The 15,799-nt window shown below is 69.4% G+C and carries 12 protein-coding genes; 6 read left to right on the plus strand and 6 right to left on the minus strand.

Annotated elements, in window-relative coordinates; genetic code table 11:
- Positions 1 to 274 precede the first annotated feature (274 nt).
- The 3 genes from ACWFRB_RS21990 to ACWFRB_RS22000 are packed head-to-tail and all read left to right on the plus strand — an operon-like array spanning position 275 to position 3,428.
- Positions 275 to 799 carry a hypothetical protein gene (locus tag ACWFRB_RS21990; RefSeq protein WP_452643377.1) on the plus strand — a complete coding sequence of 175 codons (525 nt, stop codon included), beginning with the start codon at positions 275 to 277 and terminating at the stop codon, positions 797 to 799.
- An 8-nt stretch (positions 800 to 807) separates the two neighbouring features.
- Positions 808 to 2,031, plus strand: coding sequence for an MAB_1171c family putative transporter (locus tag ACWFRB_RS21995; RefSeq protein ID WP_452643378.1), 1,224 nt, complete (start codon positions 808 to 810; stop codon positions 2,029 to 2,031).
- Positions 2,031 to 3,428, plus strand: a complete 1,398-nt coding sequence (locus ACWFRB_RS22000) for a cytochrome P450 (RefSeq protein WP_452643379.1) — start codon at positions 2,031 to 2,033, stop codon at positions 3,426 to 3,428. Before ACWFRB_RS21995 ends, ACWFRB_RS22000 begins: the two co-directional genes overlap by 1 nt.
- Here the strand turns inward: ACWFRB_RS22000 and ACWFRB_RS22005 are convergent.
- The 4 genes from ACWFRB_RS22005 to ACWFRB_RS22020 all read right to left on the minus strand — a co-directional run bounded on the left by ACWFRB_RS22005 (position 3,418) and on the right by ACWFRB_RS22020 (position 6,728).
- Positions 3,418 to 3,840 (minus strand): hypothetical protein, encoded by a 423-nt coding sequence (locus tag ACWFRB_RS22005; protein WP_452643380.1) that lies wholly within the window; start codon positions 3,838 to 3,840, stop codon positions 3,418 to 3,420. The genes ACWFRB_RS22000 and ACWFRB_RS22005 overlap by 11 nt on opposite strands.
- Complete coding sequence (locus tag ACWFRB_RS22010) at positions 3,837 to 4,517, minus strand: helix-turn-helix domain-containing protein (RefSeq protein ID WP_452643381.1); 681 nt, start codon at positions 4,515 to 4,517, stop codon at positions 3,837 to 3,839. Before ACWFRB_RS22010 ends, ACWFRB_RS22005 begins: the two co-directional genes overlap by 4 nt.
- 88 nt (positions 4,518 to 4,605) lie before the next feature.
- Positions 4,606 to 5,235, minus strand: coding sequence for a 5,6-dimethylbenzimidazole synthase (gene bluB / locus ACWFRB_RS22015; RefSeq protein ID WP_452643382.1), 630 nt, complete (start codon positions 5,233 to 5,235; stop codon positions 4,606 to 4,608).
- Between the two features lie 185 nt (positions 5,236 to 5,420).
- Positions 5,421 to 6,728, minus strand: coding sequence for a pyridoxal phosphate-dependent aminotransferase (locus ACWFRB_RS22020; protein WP_452643383.1), 1,308 nt, complete (start codon positions 6,726 to 6,728; stop codon positions 5,421 to 5,423).
- Positions 6,729 to 6,844: 116 nt separating this feature from the next.
- Here ACWFRB_RS22020 and ACWFRB_RS22025 point away from each other — a divergent pair, with 116 nt between their 5' ends.
- Both ACWFRB_RS22025 and ACWFRB_RS22030 read left to right on the plus strand, forming a co-directional pair.
- Entirely contained in the window at positions 6,845 to 8,239 is a 1,395-nt protein-coding gene (locus tag ACWFRB_RS22025) for a carotenoid oxygenase family protein (protein ID WP_452643384.1), read from the plus strand.
- A gap of 54 nt (positions 8,240 to 8,293) precedes the next feature.
- Entirely contained in the window at positions 8,294 to 10,243 is a 1,950-nt protein-coding gene (locus ACWFRB_RS22030; RefSeq protein ID WP_452643385.1) for a dipeptidyl-peptidase 5, read from the plus strand.
- A gap of 134 nt (positions 10,244 to 10,377) precedes the next feature.
- Here the strand turns inward: ACWFRB_RS22030 and ACWFRB_RS22035 are convergent, their stop codons facing one another.
- Together ACWFRB_RS22035 and ACWFRB_RS22040 are read right to left on the minus strand one after the other, a co-directional pair.
- The gene (locus ACWFRB_RS22035) at positions 10,378 to 11,334 is read right to left on the minus strand and encodes a type IV toxin-antitoxin system AbiEi family antitoxin domain-containing protein (RefSeq protein ID WP_452643386.1); all 957 of its coding nucleotides are present in this window, start codon (positions 11,332 to 11,334) and stop codon (positions 10,378 to 10,380) included.
- A gap of 243 nt (positions 11,335 to 11,577) precedes the next feature.
- Positions 11,578 to 14,751, minus strand: a complete 3,174-nt coding sequence (locus ACWFRB_RS22040; protein ID WP_452643387.1) for a heterodisulfide reductase-related iron-sulfur binding cluster — start codon at positions 14,749 to 14,751, stop codon at positions 11,578 to 11,580.
- Positions 14,752 to 15,079: 328 nt separating this feature from the next.
- Between ACWFRB_RS22040 and ACWFRB_RS22045 the strand changes: the two genes are divergently transcribed.
- The gene (locus tag ACWFRB_RS22045; protein WP_269588437.1) at positions 15,080 to 15,751 is read left to right on the plus strand and encodes an ammonium transporter; all 672 of its coding nucleotides are present in this window, start codon (positions 15,080 to 15,082) and stop codon (positions 15,749 to 15,751) included.
- The last annotated feature ends 48 nt before the right edge of the window (positions 15,752 to 15,799 follow it).

Raw genomic sequence — 15,799 nt, forward strand, 5'->3', positions numbered from 1 at the left:
GGGAGCGTGCTCGGTGATGGGAGACCCGGGTGCGCGAGTGGTCAGCGCCGACTTCGGGGGAGTTTTTGCAGCGGTGGCGGGGAACAGGGGGGTGTGTCCCCGCCACCGACCCGATTGCCCACAGGGGGGGGAGGGGCAATCGGGCTTGCTGGACACACAAGGTGTCTGGTGTGAATGTACATGGCATGGATCTGGCTGTCATCGTGGGGGGTAGTCAGTTGTCCAGTTAGCCTCCGAGGCAGGCGCGCGAGCCCCCGTTCGATAGGGTCGGCCGGTGGCCCGATCACTGGAAGTGGCGCGCAAGCGGGTGGACGCGTTCATGGATGCGCTGCCCATCGAGCGGCCCTGGTCCTTCGACGATTTCATCGGCTGGATGGAGGCCGAACGCGGGCGACCGATCCGACTGGAGCCGGTCGAGGCCGCGGTGATCAGCGGCGCCCCATGCGGGCTGTGGATCGGTCGCGAACACGACGACGTCGTGATGTACGCCGCAGGCGCCTCGGTCTACCTGCGCAGGCACATCATCTACCACGAACTGGCCCACATCCTCCGCGGCGATTCCGGCCTCAAGGTCGACCTGACGGCGCTGCAGCGGCTGGCCCCCGACGTGCGGCCCGAGACGGTGCGGTCGCTGCTCGGCCGGGCCGCCTACGACGACGAGGTGGAACAGGAAACCGAGCTCCTCGCGACGCGGCTGTTCCTGGCCGACTCGGGCGCGGTGAGCGCGCGATCCGGGGCCGGTGCCAAGCAGTCGGCGCGGGTGTCGCGGCTGAACAACGTGGTCTGGAGCCGAAGCTGACCTCCACCATGTCCGCGGCGATCATGTGGCCGCTGCTGATCGGCATCTGGGTGATCACGCTGATCCGGTTGGCCGTGATGCGGGAGGCGCTGGCGCAGCGCCGGATCAACCGGGTCCTGCTCTTCTGGGCGGTGCCGGCGACCCTGCGGGCGCCGGAGGTGCAGTCCGTCCTCGCGCCATATCTCACCGACCCCGCGGTCATACGGCCGTTGACACACCTCTGCTTGATGCTCGCAGGCGCCGCCATCCTCGGCCTCGCCACGGCGCTCACCGAGGGTGCGGACGAGCCGTTCTGGCGTCAGCCGGCGGTGTACGCGATCACGCTCGCCATGGGCATCTCGCTGCTGATGCTGAGTCAGAAGTCCCGGGATGCCGACCTCACGATCGAGGCGGCGGGCGGCTGGCAGTGCGCGGTCTACTTCGTCCTGTACCCGATCCCGATTCTCGTCGCGGTGTGCGTGGCCCTGGTGATCTGTTACGAGTTCCTGCGGTCCGGGCCCGGCCGGCTCGAGTGGGTGATGACCGTGATCGTGGGCGTGATGTGTCTGTTCTCCCTGGTGGACAACCTCACCAGACCGGTCGCGGCCTTCTTCTCGGCAGCCCACGTGGACAACGCGTTGACGCGGTGGCGGGCCGAATCCAATGACGTCCTCTTCCTCCCCCAGGTGGCGCTGATCGCGGTGGTCAGCCTCGTCCCCGTCGTCGCGATGTGGATGCGCCGACGGGAACTGCGTCAGCTCGAACCGATGTGGTCGACGCTGACGGCCGCCGTGCCTCAGGTCGTGCTGCCCGCCGCCGGGTTCGAGGAGCGCCTGCATCGCACGGTCGTCGAGATCTGGGACGCCACGATGCAACTGCAGCCGTACACCTCGGACGCCGTTGACGCGGATCTGGAGAGCGAACTGGATCGGCGCCGGCTCGACGGCGACACCAGGTCCGCGGTCCGCCGTTCGGTTCAGCTGCTGCGCGCCTGCGAGCGGAAACGGACCGGGAGTCCCCCGCTGGCCGCAGCCGCGGCAGGGGCGGCGCATCTCTCGCAAGACGACCTCACCGACGAGACACGCACGCTGATGCGGCTGGCCCGCAGCTGGCGGCTCGCCGAGACCATCGCGCACCAGACCGGCGCCCGAGCAACCGAACCGAGCGAGGCCCGAGGCCTTCGCCGCGCCGACACCCGAGAGAGGAGCGCGGTCCCCGGCCCACCAGTGGTGAGCACGGGTTCTGCCATCTGATGAAGACACGACCGATCCCGCACCCACCGCGCCGCGTCCCCCTCCTGGGCGACATCCTCGGGATGGACCGCAGCGCCCCCAGCCAGCGCACGCTGTGGCAGCACCAGCGGCTCGGACCGATCTATCAGCGCGTCATCGTCGGCACGAAGCTCACATTCGTGACCGGTTCGGAGTTGGTCGAGGAGATCAACGACGAGAAGCGGTTCCGCAAGCATGTCGGCCGGCCGTTGGAGAAGCTGCGGACCATTGCCGCCGACGGCCTGTTCACCGCTTTCCACCACGAGCCGAACTGGTCGAAGGCACACAACATCCTGATGCCGGGCTTCACCAGGGAGGCCATGCGCGGCTACCACCAGACGATGCTGGAGACCACCCGCGAGCTGATCGTCCGCTGGGACGAGCAAGCCACAACGGAGTTCGTCGATGTGCCCGCGGAGATGAGCAAGCTGACGCTCGAGATGATCGGCCGCGCCGGGTTCGGGTACAGCTTCGGCTCGTTCGGCCGCACGGACGGCGATCAGGAGGATCCGTTCGTCGGCGCGATGCTCCGGGCACTGCGGCACGCGGAACAGACCGCGATCCCGATCCCGTTCCGCGGGTTGTTCGCGGGCAAGGCCGAGCGGCAGAACGACGCCGACATCGCGTACGTGGCCGGGGTCGTCGACGAGGTGATCGCCGAGCGGCGCGCCTGCCCCGACGAGACCCGTCGCCCCGACCTGCTGGACCTGATGCTGGATTCGGCCGACCCCGAGACGGGCGAGCGGCTCGACGAGGTGAACATCCGCAACCAGGTGCTGACCTTCCTCGTCGCGGGGCACGAGACCTCGGCGAACGCCCTGGCGTTCGCGCTGCACTTCCTGGCGCAGAACCCCGAGATCGCGGCAAGGGCGCGGGCCGAGGTGGAGTCGCTGTGGCCAGGGGCCGATCAGCCGGAGGTCTCCTTCGAGCAGGTCGCGAAGCTGCGCTACGTGCGCCGGGTGGTGGACGAGACGATGCGCCTGTGGCCGACCGCCCCCGGCTACTTCCGGGAGGCCGTCGCCGACACCACGATCGGCGACGGGTACGGGTTCGCCGAGAACGACTGGGCCTTCGTCCTGGTGCTCGGTCTGCACCGCGATCCGGTCTGGGGGCCCGACGTCGAGACCTTCGACCCGGACCGGTTCCTGCCGGAGAACGTGCGGGCCCGCCCCGGCCACGTCTACAAGCCCTTCGGCACCGGGCTGCGGGCGTGCATCGGCCGGCAGTTCGCGCTGCACGAGATGGTGCTGGCGCTGGCGCTGCTCGTGCAGCGCTACGACCTCGAGCCGGAACCCGGCTACCAGCTCATGGTCAAGGAGCAGCTCACCCTCAAGCCGGACGGGTTCCGGCTGCGGGTGCGCCGCCGGGTCAGTCCGTGAGTCGAGCCAGTAGCCCGATCAGTTCCTCCATCGCCTGACGGGGCAGCGCCCCGCCGTCCGGGTCGGGGTCGGTGAGCGAGCGCATCGACAGGCTCCGCACCCCGGCGTCGCGGGCGCTGATGCAGAGCCGGACCTGGGTGTCGACGTACCCGTAGCCGGTGCCGGACAGGTACGCCCGCGAGACCTCGAAATGGTCGGCGACGGCATCGCGGAGGTCGAGGGGCGGATCGGCGAGGCTGCCGTCGCGGATGGACTCGACCGTCCGCGGCTCGACGGGGCGCCGGAGTCGGTCGCCCAGCGCCAGCGCGACCTCCTCGTTCGTCTGCTCGGGGTCGCCGCGCCGGTGGCCCCACTCGAACAGCCGGTTTACCCGGGTGGACAGGGGAATCGGCTGTTCGTCCGCGCGGTTCATGCGTCTGCTCCTCGTCGTGCCTGCCACCGTCGGCGGAACCTCGACTCGAGGTCGGCGTCCACGTCGACCGGCCGGCCGGCCAGCCACCGGCGGTAGTGCCGTTCCTCGGCGTCGACCGGATCCTCACCGACAGGTTCGTCGAGGTGGTGGCCGAAGGCGAACTCGATCAGGGCGGGCACCGGGATGCCAGGGCCGCTGTTCCGTTCGAGCAGGTCGGTGACGTACACGCCGATGATCCGGGAGATGGCCGCGTTGAGCGCGTCGGTGGCCTCGTCGAACTCGGCCTCGCTGACCTCGGCCCACCGGCCGCGGAACGAATTGATTGTGGCGTGCGGCGTCAACAGGTCGGCGATCAGCTCGACGGGCACCGCGACGGAGTCGGGCCCGAACTCGGTGGCGCCGCGCGGCCTGCCCGCGGCGCGGTCGGGTTCGGCCTCGAGCGGGTCGGGTACGCCGCCCAGCAGTGTGCGGGCGGCGCTGCCCGCGGCCCAGTTCAGGCCGGTGTCGAGGCGTCGGAGGGTGCGCTGGCTCGGCTCGGGGCCGGTGCCGTTCTCGGCGCGCGTCTGGGCCGCGTCGGACGGACCGCCCGCGGCCCGGACCTCGTCCTGGGTCAGGTTCAGGGCGCGGCGGCGGTCGGAGACGAATCTGCCGAAGCGCGCTCTGCTCTCGGAGACCATGGGGTCACCTTATGTTGTCCAGGTCACCTAACCAACATTGAGGCCACGGCTTTGTCGCTTGTTTGTGGCTTTTGGCGGTTGTCCTGATTCAGAAGCTCTCGCGGTGCACGGCCTCGGAGAGCGGCCTGCCGTCCCGCCAGCCGAAGCGGACCAGGTCGGGGGTCTCCTGGAACTCCGACACCGGGCCGACGCACAGCCAGGCGATGGGCCGCACCGGGGACGGGATCCGCACCAGCTCGGTGAGGTAGTCCTCGTCGTAGAACGACACCCAGCCGACGCCGATGCCCTCCGCGACCGCGGCCAGCCAGATGTTCTGGATCGCGAGCACCGCGGAGAACACGCCGGTGTCCTCGACGGTGTGCCTGCCGAGCGCGTTGGCTCCGCCGCGGCTGGCGTCGTAGGTCACCACCACGCCGGTGCCGGACTCCTGGATGCCCTCGATCTTGATCGGGTCGAAGGTGGCGCGGCGCTCCGGCGGCAGGGAGTCGGCGAAGTTCCGCCTGCAGCCCGCGACGTGCTCGGCGAACGTGTCCAGCGTCTCGGGCTTCTGCACGACGACGAAGTCCCATGGCTGGGTGTTGCCGACGCTGGGCGCGCAGTGCCCGGCCTGCAGGATCCGGGTCAGCTGCTCCTCCGAGACCCGCTCACCCGTGAACTCCGCGCGGACGTCGCGGCGCATCCGGATGGCGTCGTAGACCGAGAGCGGCTCGCCGGTCATGCGGTCTGTCCTGCTGGGAGATTCCGAGGTGCGCACACCCCACTGACGGTAGCCGATCGGGCCGGCCGTCCGCCGTGGCGAACCCCTGCCGAGTTCACACACCTATTGACGGGCTCACACACCCTCTGGGCGTCGATCGAGTGTGTGATCGCGTCAACGGGGGTGTGACGTCGGCAGCGCTCCGCCTACTGGCTGTAGCCCGCCAAGAAGTTGCCGAACCGCTCGATCGCGACGGCCAGGTCGCGGGCCCACGGCAGCGTCACGATGCGCAGGTGGTCGTGGTTGGGCCAGTTGAACCCGGTGCCCTGGACCACCAGGATCTTCTCCTGCAGCAGCAGGTCCAGGACCAGCTTCGCGTCGTCGCGGATCTCGTAGACGTTGGGGTCGAGCCGGGGGAAGGCGTAGAGCGCGCCCTTCGGCCGCACGCAGGTGACGCCAGGGATCATGTTCAGTCGCTCCCAGGCGACGTCGCGCTGCTCGAGCAGCCGGCCGCCCGGCAGAATCAGTTCCTCGATGCTCTGGTGCCCGCCGAGCGCCACCTGGATGGCGTGCTGCGCGGGCACGTTCGGGCACAGCCGCATCGAGGCGAGCAGGTCGATGCCCTCCAGGAAGCTCGCCGCGTGGTCCTTCGGGCCGGTGATGGCCAGCCAGCCCGAGCGGTACCCGGCCACCCGGTAGGCCTTGGACAGGCCGTTGAAGGTCAGGCAGAGCAGGTCGGGGGCGAGGGTCGCCAGCGAGATGTGCTTGGCGTCGTCGTAGAGGATCTTGTCGTAGATCTCGTCGGCGAGGAGCAGGAGCTGATGCTTGCGGGCCAGCGCGACGATCTGGCTCAGCACCTCGGCCGTGTAGACCGCGCCGGTCGGGTTGTTCGGGTTGATCACCACGATCGCCTTGGTGCGCGGGGTGATCTTCGATTCGATGTCGGCGATGTCCGGGTTCCAGCCCTCGGACTCGTCGCAGAGGTAGTGCACCGGGGTGCCGCCCGCGAGGCTGGTCGTCGCGGTCCAGAGCGGGTAGTCGGGCGCCGGGATCAGCACCTCGTCGCCGTTGTCGAGCAGCGCCTGCATCGTCATCGTGATCAGCTCGGACACCCCGTTGCCGAGGTAGACGTTGTCGACGTCGAGGTCGGGGAAGCCCGGGACCAGCTCGTAGCGGGTGACGATGGCGCGACGGGCGGACAGGATGCCCTTGGAGTCGGAGTAGCCCTGCGCGGTGGGCAGCGCGGCGATCATGTCGCGCATGATCACGTCGGGCGCCTCGAACCCGAACGGGGCCGGGTTGCCGATGTTCAGCTTGAGGATGCGGTGGCCCTCGGCCTCGAGCCGGGCGGCGTGCGCGTGTACCGGTCCACGGATCTCGTACAGCACGTTCTGCAGCTTCGCGGACTGGTTGAGCACGCGCGGCTGGATGTGGGTGTGGTGGGAGGGCTCCGAGACGGTCACCGGTCCATGGTGCCACCCCGGTTCAAGCGGATTTCTCTCGCTACCCCGCATGTGGCGCAGGTAACGCGCTGATCGGACGCGGTTCGCACCACCAAATCGTTGTTCGGCGGCACTCGGGGAGAGGACCCTGAAAGACGGAACGAACTCCGCACGGAAGTGGCATTCCCATGAACGCACCGAGCTTTCCCCGGCCCGCGCCCGTCGACATCGCGCACCACTCGCACCTGACGGGGATCTTCGAGCCGCAGCGGGAGGAGGTGGACGTCCGCGGCCTCGAGATCGTCGGCGAGCTGCCGTCGGACCTGCACGGCGCGTACCTGCGCAACGGGCCCAACCCGCGGTTCGACCCGATCGGCCGGTACGTCTACCCGCTCGACGGCGACGGCATGGTGCACCGGATCGAGCTGGCGGACGGCGCCGCCCGGTACACCAACCGGTTCGTCCGGACGCCGATGGTGGTGGCGGAGGAGAAGGTCGGGCACGCGATCTGGGCAGGCGTGACCGACCTGTACACCCCCAGTGAGGCCGAGGTCGGGCCCGAGCTGGCCGGGACGCCGCGCGAGCTGCCGGACATCAACGTGGTCCGGCACGGCGGCCGGCTGATGGCGATGGCCGAGACCACCCGGCCCTACCTGCTCGACCCGGCCGATCTGCGCACCCTCGGGCCGGAGAGCTGCGACGGCGCGATGGCGGTCGGCAGCACCGCGCACCCCAAGACCGACCCGACGACCGGGGAGCTGGTGCTGTTCAACTACCTGCTCGACCCGCCCTACCTGACCTGGTCCGTGGTCGCGGCCGACGGCTCGCCCGCCCGCCCACCCGCACCGGTCGCGGGGATGGACAAGGCGGTGATGATCCACGACATGGCACTGACCGAGCGCTACATCGTGCTGTTGGTGTGCCCGCTGGCGTTCGACATGGCCGGCCTGCTCACCGGCGGGTCGGTACTGGACTGGCGGCCGGACGACGGCACCAGGGTGGCGCTGATCCCGCGCGACGGCGGTCCTGTCCGGTGGGCGAGCTGCGAGGCGTTCTGGGTGTGGCACTTCGCGAACGGATTCGACCTGCCCGACGGGCGGGTGAGCGTCGACTACGCGCAATGGTCGTACCCGGGCGGGTTCGCCGACGCCGATCGCCCGAACGTCGGCACGCTGATGCGGGCGGTGATCGATCCGGAGACCGGCGCGGTGCAGCGAACGGCCTTGTCGGACAGGGACGTCGAATTCCCCCGCATCGACGACCGCAGCCTCACCCGCGGCCACGGCACCGTCGCGACCGTCGGCAAGCTCGCCGGCCGCGAGGGCCCGATGGATTCGCTGTGGTTCTTCGACCCATCGGGATCCGAGGCGCACTGGGATCCGGACAGCCTCACGGTGGGCGAACCGATCTTCATGCCCGGCGCGGAACACGACTACTGGGGGATGATCGGCACCGACCGCGCCGACATGTCGTCGTGGTTCTGCGTACTCCCCGCCGAGGACCCAGGATCGGGCCCGCTCGGCAGGGTGCGGTTGCCGCTCCGAGTGCCCGCCGGGTTGCACGGGGCGTGGTTGCCGGCGTGACGCGGCTCGCGCGCCGAGCCCACGTTGTCGGCGACGCGGCCTAAGTTGGACCGCATGCCACAGCGCGCACCCTACGGTTCCTGGCTCTCGCCGATCACCGCCGCGGACCTCGCCTCGAGCGGGCACCCGGTCGACTCCGGCCACTTTGTCGGCGAGGAGATCTGGTGGTCCGAGCTGCGTCCCAGCGAGGGCGGGCGAACCTCGATCCGACGCTCGAGCAGACGCGGGGAGCCCGAGGACGTGCTGCCGCCGCCGTGGAACGCCCGCACCCGGGTGCACGAGTACGGCGGCGGCGGCTGGACGGTCACCCACGACGGTCGCCTGGTGTTCGCGGAATTCAGCGACCAACGCGTGTACACGCTCCGCCCCGGCGAGCACCCCATCCCGCTCACACCGCCGCCCGCCGTCCGGGCGGGGCTGCGGTACGGCGAGCTGAGCATCGTCGGCGACGAGGTGTGGTGCGTGCGCGAGACCCATTCGGCCGACGGCGAGGTGCGCCGCGACATCTGCGCCATCCCGCTCGACGGCTCTGGCGGCGGCGATCCAGCACGGGTGCGGTCGGTGGTGTCGGGCTCGCACTTCCTGGCCTATCCGCGGCTCTCGCCCGACGGCAGGCGACTCGCCTGGATCGCCTGGGATCACCCGCAGATGCCCTGGGACGGTACCGAACTGCGGGTCGCCGAGCTCGACGAGAACGGAGTCTGCGGCCCGGGCCGGGTGCTGCTCGGCGGGCCCGAGGAGTCGGTGCTGCAGCCGCAGTGGTTCGACGACGGCTCCCTCTACGCGATCAGCGACCGCAGCGGCTGGTGGAACCTGTACCGGGTGGACCTCGGTGCTCAGCCGCCGCGACCCGTGTGCCCGCTGGACGCGGACTTCGGTGCGCCCCTGTGGCATCTCGGTGTCCGTTGGTACACCGAGCTGGCGGACGGTCGACTACTCACCACCCGCACGGTCGGCACGGACAGGCTGGCGCTGGTCGACCCGTCCGACGGCTCGATCGAGGACCTCGACCTCGGCGACCTCACCTCCCTCGGCATCACGGACCTGCGCGGCGATCGGGTTCTGCTGCGTAGCGGTGGCGCGCAGACGCCGGGCGGGCTGCGGCTGCTGGACCTGGGCACGGGTGCGGTCACCGACGTCCGGCTCGGCGTCGACGATCTGCCCGACGTCGGATATCTGCCCACCGCGCAACCGATCACGGTCACAGGGCCACAAGGACGTGAGGTGCACGCGTACACCTATGCGCCGCGCAACCCGAACTACACGGGGGTGGACGGGGAGCTGCCGCCGTACGTCGCCTTCGTGCACGGCGGCCCGACCGCGCACGTCGCGCCCGCGCTGAGCATGGTGTTCGCGTACTTCACCAGCCGCGGGATCGGTGTGATCGATGTGAACTACGGCGGATCGAGCGGATACGGCCGCGAGTACCGCAACCGGCTGCGTGGGCAGTGGGGGATCGTGGACGTCGAGGACACCATCGCCGCCGTCCGCGGGTTGGCGGACGTCGGGATGGCCGATCCGCGGCGGCTCGCGATCGAGGGTGGTTCGGCTGGCGGCTGGACGGTGCTTGCGGCGCTGACGACCTCCGACGTGTTCGCCTGCGGTGCCTCGTATTACGGCGTCGCCGAGCTCGAGCTGTTCGTCCAGGAGACGCACGATTTCGAGTCCAGGTACATCGACGGCCTGATCGGTCCGCTGCCGGCCAGCAAGGAGCTCTATGCGCGACGGGCGCCGGTGAACAACGTCGACGGGCTCTCCTGCCCGGTGCTGCTGCTGCAGGGCCTTTCCGATCCGATCGTGCCCCCGTCGCAGGCGGAGCGGTTCCGGGACGCGATGGTGCGCAAGGGCATACCGCACGCGTACCTGGCATACGAGGGGGAGGCGCACGGCTTTCGGAAGGTGGAGACCATCGTCAGCTCGCGCGAGGCGGAACTGTCGTTCTACGGCCAGGTGCTCGGCTTCGAGACGCCCGGCATCCCGCGGCTCGAGCTCTGGCGTCCGTAGGCCCGCTGTCGGCCGGGGCCACGAGTCGCCCGCACACACCGGTTCGAGCCGGCACACCCGAATTGGGCGTGTACTGGGGGTGTGTCGGCGGCAGAAGGTGTGTGCAGGGCAGTGGTCGTGACTGCCCCGGCTACTCATGGCCGCGGGGTGTACGTCACCGTCCCACTCGGCGCCGACCGCGGCTGGGCGCGCTCGATTGCGTCGAGAACCCGTCGGATCAGCTTCGGTGGGGTGGCCAGATCGTTCCAGGTCCACCGCACGACTTCCCAGCCCTCCGCCCGGATCGCGTCTTCGCGTAGCTTCTCCGCGCACACCACGTCCGCCGGGGTCTGGCCATCCGGTACCAGCCTGCCGTACTTCGACAGTCCGTCGAACTCGCCGACGACACCGAGCTCCTCGAGGAGGAAGTCCACGCGGCCGAGGTGCGCTCCTCCCGCGGCGTAGAGATTCGGCTGCGGTTCCGGGAGTGGGAGCTGGTGGCGGAGGAACAGGGCCCGGCTACGGGATTCGCCCACACTTTCCGACCGGCCGTCGAGCAGGCCGAGCACGCGTCGGGCGACAGCGCTGCCGGGGCGACCCGCGATCGACGCGACCGCCGCCCCGAGGTCGTCGGACGAGAGTGGAGTGCTGTGCAGCGCATGGTCCCCGACGACCAGGACTTGCTCGAACGGCAGTGTCCTCGCGAGGTCGAGGATCGTGCGCGCCAGTGACGTGACCCGCAGACCATCGACCTCGATCACCTCCGACGCATCGAGCGGGGCGGAGTGGACGTGACGGACCGCCGATGTGCGGCCACCGGTGCGGCGATCACGGGTCAGGTGCACGCGCAGCAGGGGTGTGTTCCACAGCTCGAGGCCGTGGATGACGGCAGCGGATTGATGGCTGAGTACTGCGTTGGAAGACGATGCGAGGATCATCGACTCCGCGAGCATCCGATGTTGACCCACGGCGTCGAGCGCGTCGAACTGTCCGCGGTCGGTGAAGGATCCCGGACGCAGCCGACGCCAGCTCCCCTTCGTACACATTCGTTGGAGTTGCCGATCGGTTGCACCGCGTTGCAGTGCCTCGGGTCGGCGGATGATCTCGCCCATGACCGGCATCGTGCACCCCGGCTCGGCGGAGGACAGGGGTCGGACTGGGCAATCCCTCTGGGCTGTGGACAACCTTGACCCTGTACACGACCGCCGGACCCCTGATCGCACACCCCTTTTAGCGCGCGCACACCCGTAGTCGGCGTGCATTGGCCGTGTGACGGCCGCAGAAAGGGTGTGCAGGTGGCCGCCGAAACAGAACGCGCCCCCACCGAGTCGGTGGGGGCGCGTTGCTGGGTGTTGCTACTTCTTGCGGCCCGGGGCCTTGGCGCCGGCCTTGAACCCGAGTCCGCCTGCCTTCGGCTGGGGCAGAGGTGCGGCCTCAGCGGCAGGAGCACCGTTGTCCGCAGCTGCACCGTTGGTGGCGGGAGCCTCGTCGGCAGGTGCACTCTCGGCGACCGGTGCGGCCTCGACGGGTGCACTCTCGGCGGCGGGGGCAGCCGGGGCCGGAGCCGCGGGCGCGGCGGCGGCCGGGGCGGCCTTGCGTGCACCCGGGGCCTTGGCGCCGGCCTTGAACCCGAGCCCGCCAGCCTTCGGCTGCGGCGGCGCGGCCGGAGCCTGGGCGGCGGGGGCCGGTGCCGCAGCGGCGGGAGCCTCGGCCGGGGCCTCCGCAACCGGAGCCTCGGCCGCAGGTGCCGGTGCGGCGGCGGCCGGAGCGGCAGCCTTGGCACCGGGAGCCTTGGCTCCACCCTTCATCTGCAGACCCTTACCGGGAGCCTTGGCGCCGGACGCGAGGCCAAGACCCTTCGGCTTGGCGGCGGGAGCAGCGGCCTCGGCGGCGGGTGCCTCGGCAACTGCGGGAGCGGCGGCGGCGGGTGCCTCGGCGGCGGGAGCAGCGGCGGCGGGCTTGGCGCCCGGAGCCTTGGCTCCACCCTTCATGCCCAGACCCTTGCCCGGTGCCTTCGCGCCACCCTTGAGGCCGAGGCCCTTCGGAGCGGCGGCAGGAGCCGCAGCGGCCTCGGCGGCCGGAGCAGCCTCGGCAGCGGCGGGCTTGGCGCCCGGAGCCTTCGCGCCAGGAGCCTTCGCACCGGGGGCCTTGGCCAGACCCTTCATGCCCAGGCCCTTGACCGCGGGCTTCGCGGCGGCAGGTGCGGCGGCCGGGGCCTCCGCAGCCGGAGCAGCCGGAGCGGCCTCGGCGACCGGGGCGGCCTCGGCGACGGGGGCCGCTGCCTTGACGCGGGGCTCGACCTTGATGTTCGCGGTCAGCTCCGCCGGCTCGAGCCGGGTGATGGACTCGAGCATCATCTGCGCGACGTCCACGACCTCGACGCCCTCGCCCTGGCCCGACTCCTGGCGTGCGGTGACGCCGTCGGTGAGCATGACGCGGCAGAAGGGGCAGCCGGTCGCGATCTTCTTCGGATCCGTGGACAGTGCCTCGTCCACGCGGTCGACGTTGATGCGCTTTCCGATGTTCTCTTCCATCCACATGCGCGCACCACCGGCGCCACAGCACATGGACCGTTCGCCGTGACGCGGCATTTCCTTGAGGTTGCTGCCGGTGGCGGCCATCAGCTCACGCGGGGCGTCGTACACCTTGTTGTGGCGACCCAGGAAGCACGGGTCGTGGTAGGTGACGTCCTCATTGACGGAGGCGACGGGGATCAGCTTCTTCTGGCGCACCAGGCGGTTGAGCAGCTGGGTGTGGTGGACGACCTCGTAGTCGCCGCCCACCTCCGGGTACTCGTTGCCGAGCGCGTTGAAGCAGTGCGCACAGGTGACGACGATCTTGCGCTTGGACTGCTCGACGCCGTCGAACACGGAGTTGAGCATCTCGATGTTCTGCATCGCGAGCTGCTGGAACAGGAACTCGTTGCCCGCGCGGCGAGCGGAGTCGCCGGTGCAGGTCTCGTCGGCGCCGAGGACCATGAACTTCACGCCCGCTGTAGCGAGCAGCTCTGCGACGGCCTTGGTGGTCTTCTTGGCGCGGTCCTCGTAGGCACCGGCGCAGCCGACCCAGAACAGGTACTCGTAGTCCTCGAAGGTGTCCGCGTCCTTGCCGAAGACGGGGATCTCGAAGTCCATCTCGTTGATCCAGTTGAGCCGGTCCTTGGAGTTCTGGCCCCAGGGGTTGCCTTTGTTCTCGAGATTCTTGAACAGGCCTGCCAGCTCGGACGGGAACTCCGACTCGATGAGCACCTGGTAGCGGCGCATGTCGATGATGTGGTCGACGTGTTCGATGTCGACGGGGCACTGCTCGACGCAGGCGCCACAGTTGGTGCACGACCACAGGGTCTCGAGGTCGATGACCGGAGCCAGCTCGCCCTCGACGGTCTCGCCGACCAGCTTGCGGCCGGCCTCGGTGAGCGCGGCCTCGGGGATCTTCGCCAGCGCGGCCTCGTTGACGTTGCCGTCGGCGTCGACCAGGCCGACCTCGTCGCCGCCCATGTCCTTGCGGCCGCCAGCGAGCAGGTACGGCGCCTTGGCGTAGCCGTGGTCGCGCAGCGACATGATCAGCAGCTTGGGCGAGAGCGGCTTGCCGGTGTTCCAGGCGGGGCACTGGCTCTGGCAGCGGCCACACTCGGTGCAGGTGGTGAAGTCGAGCCAGCCCTTCCAGGAGAAGTCCTCGATCTGACCCGCACCGAGGGTGTCGGTGTCCGGATCGACGTTGTCCATGGTCAGGGCCTTGCCCTTGGACATCATCGGCTTCGCGGCGCCGAGGGCGACGCCGCCGTCGTCCTCACGCTTGAAGTAGATGTTCGGGAACGCGGAGAAGCGGTGCCAGGCGACGCCCCAGGTGATGTTGCGGCCGACCATGTACAGCCAGATCATGCCGGACATCAGCTTGACGAACGCGAAGATCGAGACCATCACGGCGCTGGCGGGCAGCAGCTTGGCGACGTTCATGGTGAAGAAGTCGGTCCACGGGTTGGCGTGGCCGTAGGTGGCGATCTTGCCTGCCTTCACCATGACCATGCCGAGGCCCTCGACGAAGACGACGATCTCGACGAAGTAGGCCGGGCCGAACTTCGAGCCGCCGAAGCGCGAGAGCCGCGCCGGGATCCGCGGGTGGTTGAGCTGGCGGATCACGATCAGCACGGTGATGCCGACGATGGTGCCGATGCCGAGGAGCTCGTCCCAGAGGTGCCACATCCACGTGTCGCCGAAGATCGGCCAGTGGAACTCGGGGTTGAAGGTCTGGCCGTAGGCCTCGAACCACAACAGGGCGCCGCCGAGGAAGCCGATCATCACGAGCCAGTGCGCCCAGCCCACGGTGCGGAACTTCTGCATCCGGGTGTGCGCGATGAACTCGATGATCATCTGCTTGAAGCGGGGGAGGAACGGGCGCCAGCGGTCCGGGGCTGGTTGACCGAGCTGCACCGTCTTCCCCATGGTCCAGGCCCCACTCAAGAATGAGGCCCAACACACGAGGCTGAGCAGTGCGCCGATCGTGCCCAACGTGATCGTCAGGGCGTTCATGTCACGGCCTTTCCTTCTACGACGGCAACGCCAACACGGGTTAAGTTACCCGTCGGTAGCATCCCGAGCCAACGTCGAGTCCGTGGTCACATCGGCGGGAGGCCGACGCGAGGCACAGGAGTTCTCACGCTCACCGTAATTTGTGCCCTTTCGGGGGGTTCAGCGCAGGTCAACCTAACTTCGCCGGATGACCTGCGGAGAAGTGAGCGGAACGAACGGCTCGGCGGGCAATTGCTGCGCCTTGTTCTCAGAAGAATCACAGATTAGTCTCCACCGAGACTGTGTTGTGACCCATGTGTCAATTTTGGTTTCCAGAGGGGATTTGTAGATGAGGCTGAAGAAGTTCGCGGCGACGTCGCTGATGGCGATCGCGGCGCTGGGTGTGGGTGCGGGCACCTCGTACGCGGCACCGGCAGCGCCCGAGACCATCGACTGGAGCTCGAAGGTCGAGGGACAGTCGGTCGTCACCACCATCGACGCGGGCGGCTTCAAGGTCTCCGGTGACGGCAAGAACATCGAGCTGCAGGACAACGCGGGCAAGGCCGTCGTGAGCCTGCCGCTGGCGTTCCAGCTCAACTCGCTCAAGTTCCCGATGGAGCAGAAGATCAGCGAGGACGGCAAGACCGTCACCCTGACCCCGATCTTCGACCTGGGCAAGGCCAAGTCGGTCACCCCGGCCGATCGCGGCGACCGCACCGTCGGCAACATCGCGATCAAGGACATCGCCTCGCCTGCCGAGAACCTGATCGCGCAGCAGACCTTCGGTGCACAGCTTGCGGTGGCCACCGCCTCGGGCGGCCTCATCGGCACCATCCTCGGTTGTGCCGCGGGCGCTCTCAGTTTCCTCGTTGTCGGCTGCGTTCCCGGCGCCGGCATCGGCGCAATTGTCGGGACCATCGCTGTCGGCGGACCGACCCTGATCGCGGCGGGCATCGGCCTGGGTCAGACCCTGCTCGCCGAGCCGGGCACGAGCATGTACGCCGAGCACCTGCAGAAGTAGTACTCGCAGAGCCACGAAAAGCGGCCCGTCACCTCCACGGAGGTGACG

This window comes from Rhodococcus sp. NPDC055112, from assembly GCF_053607505.1.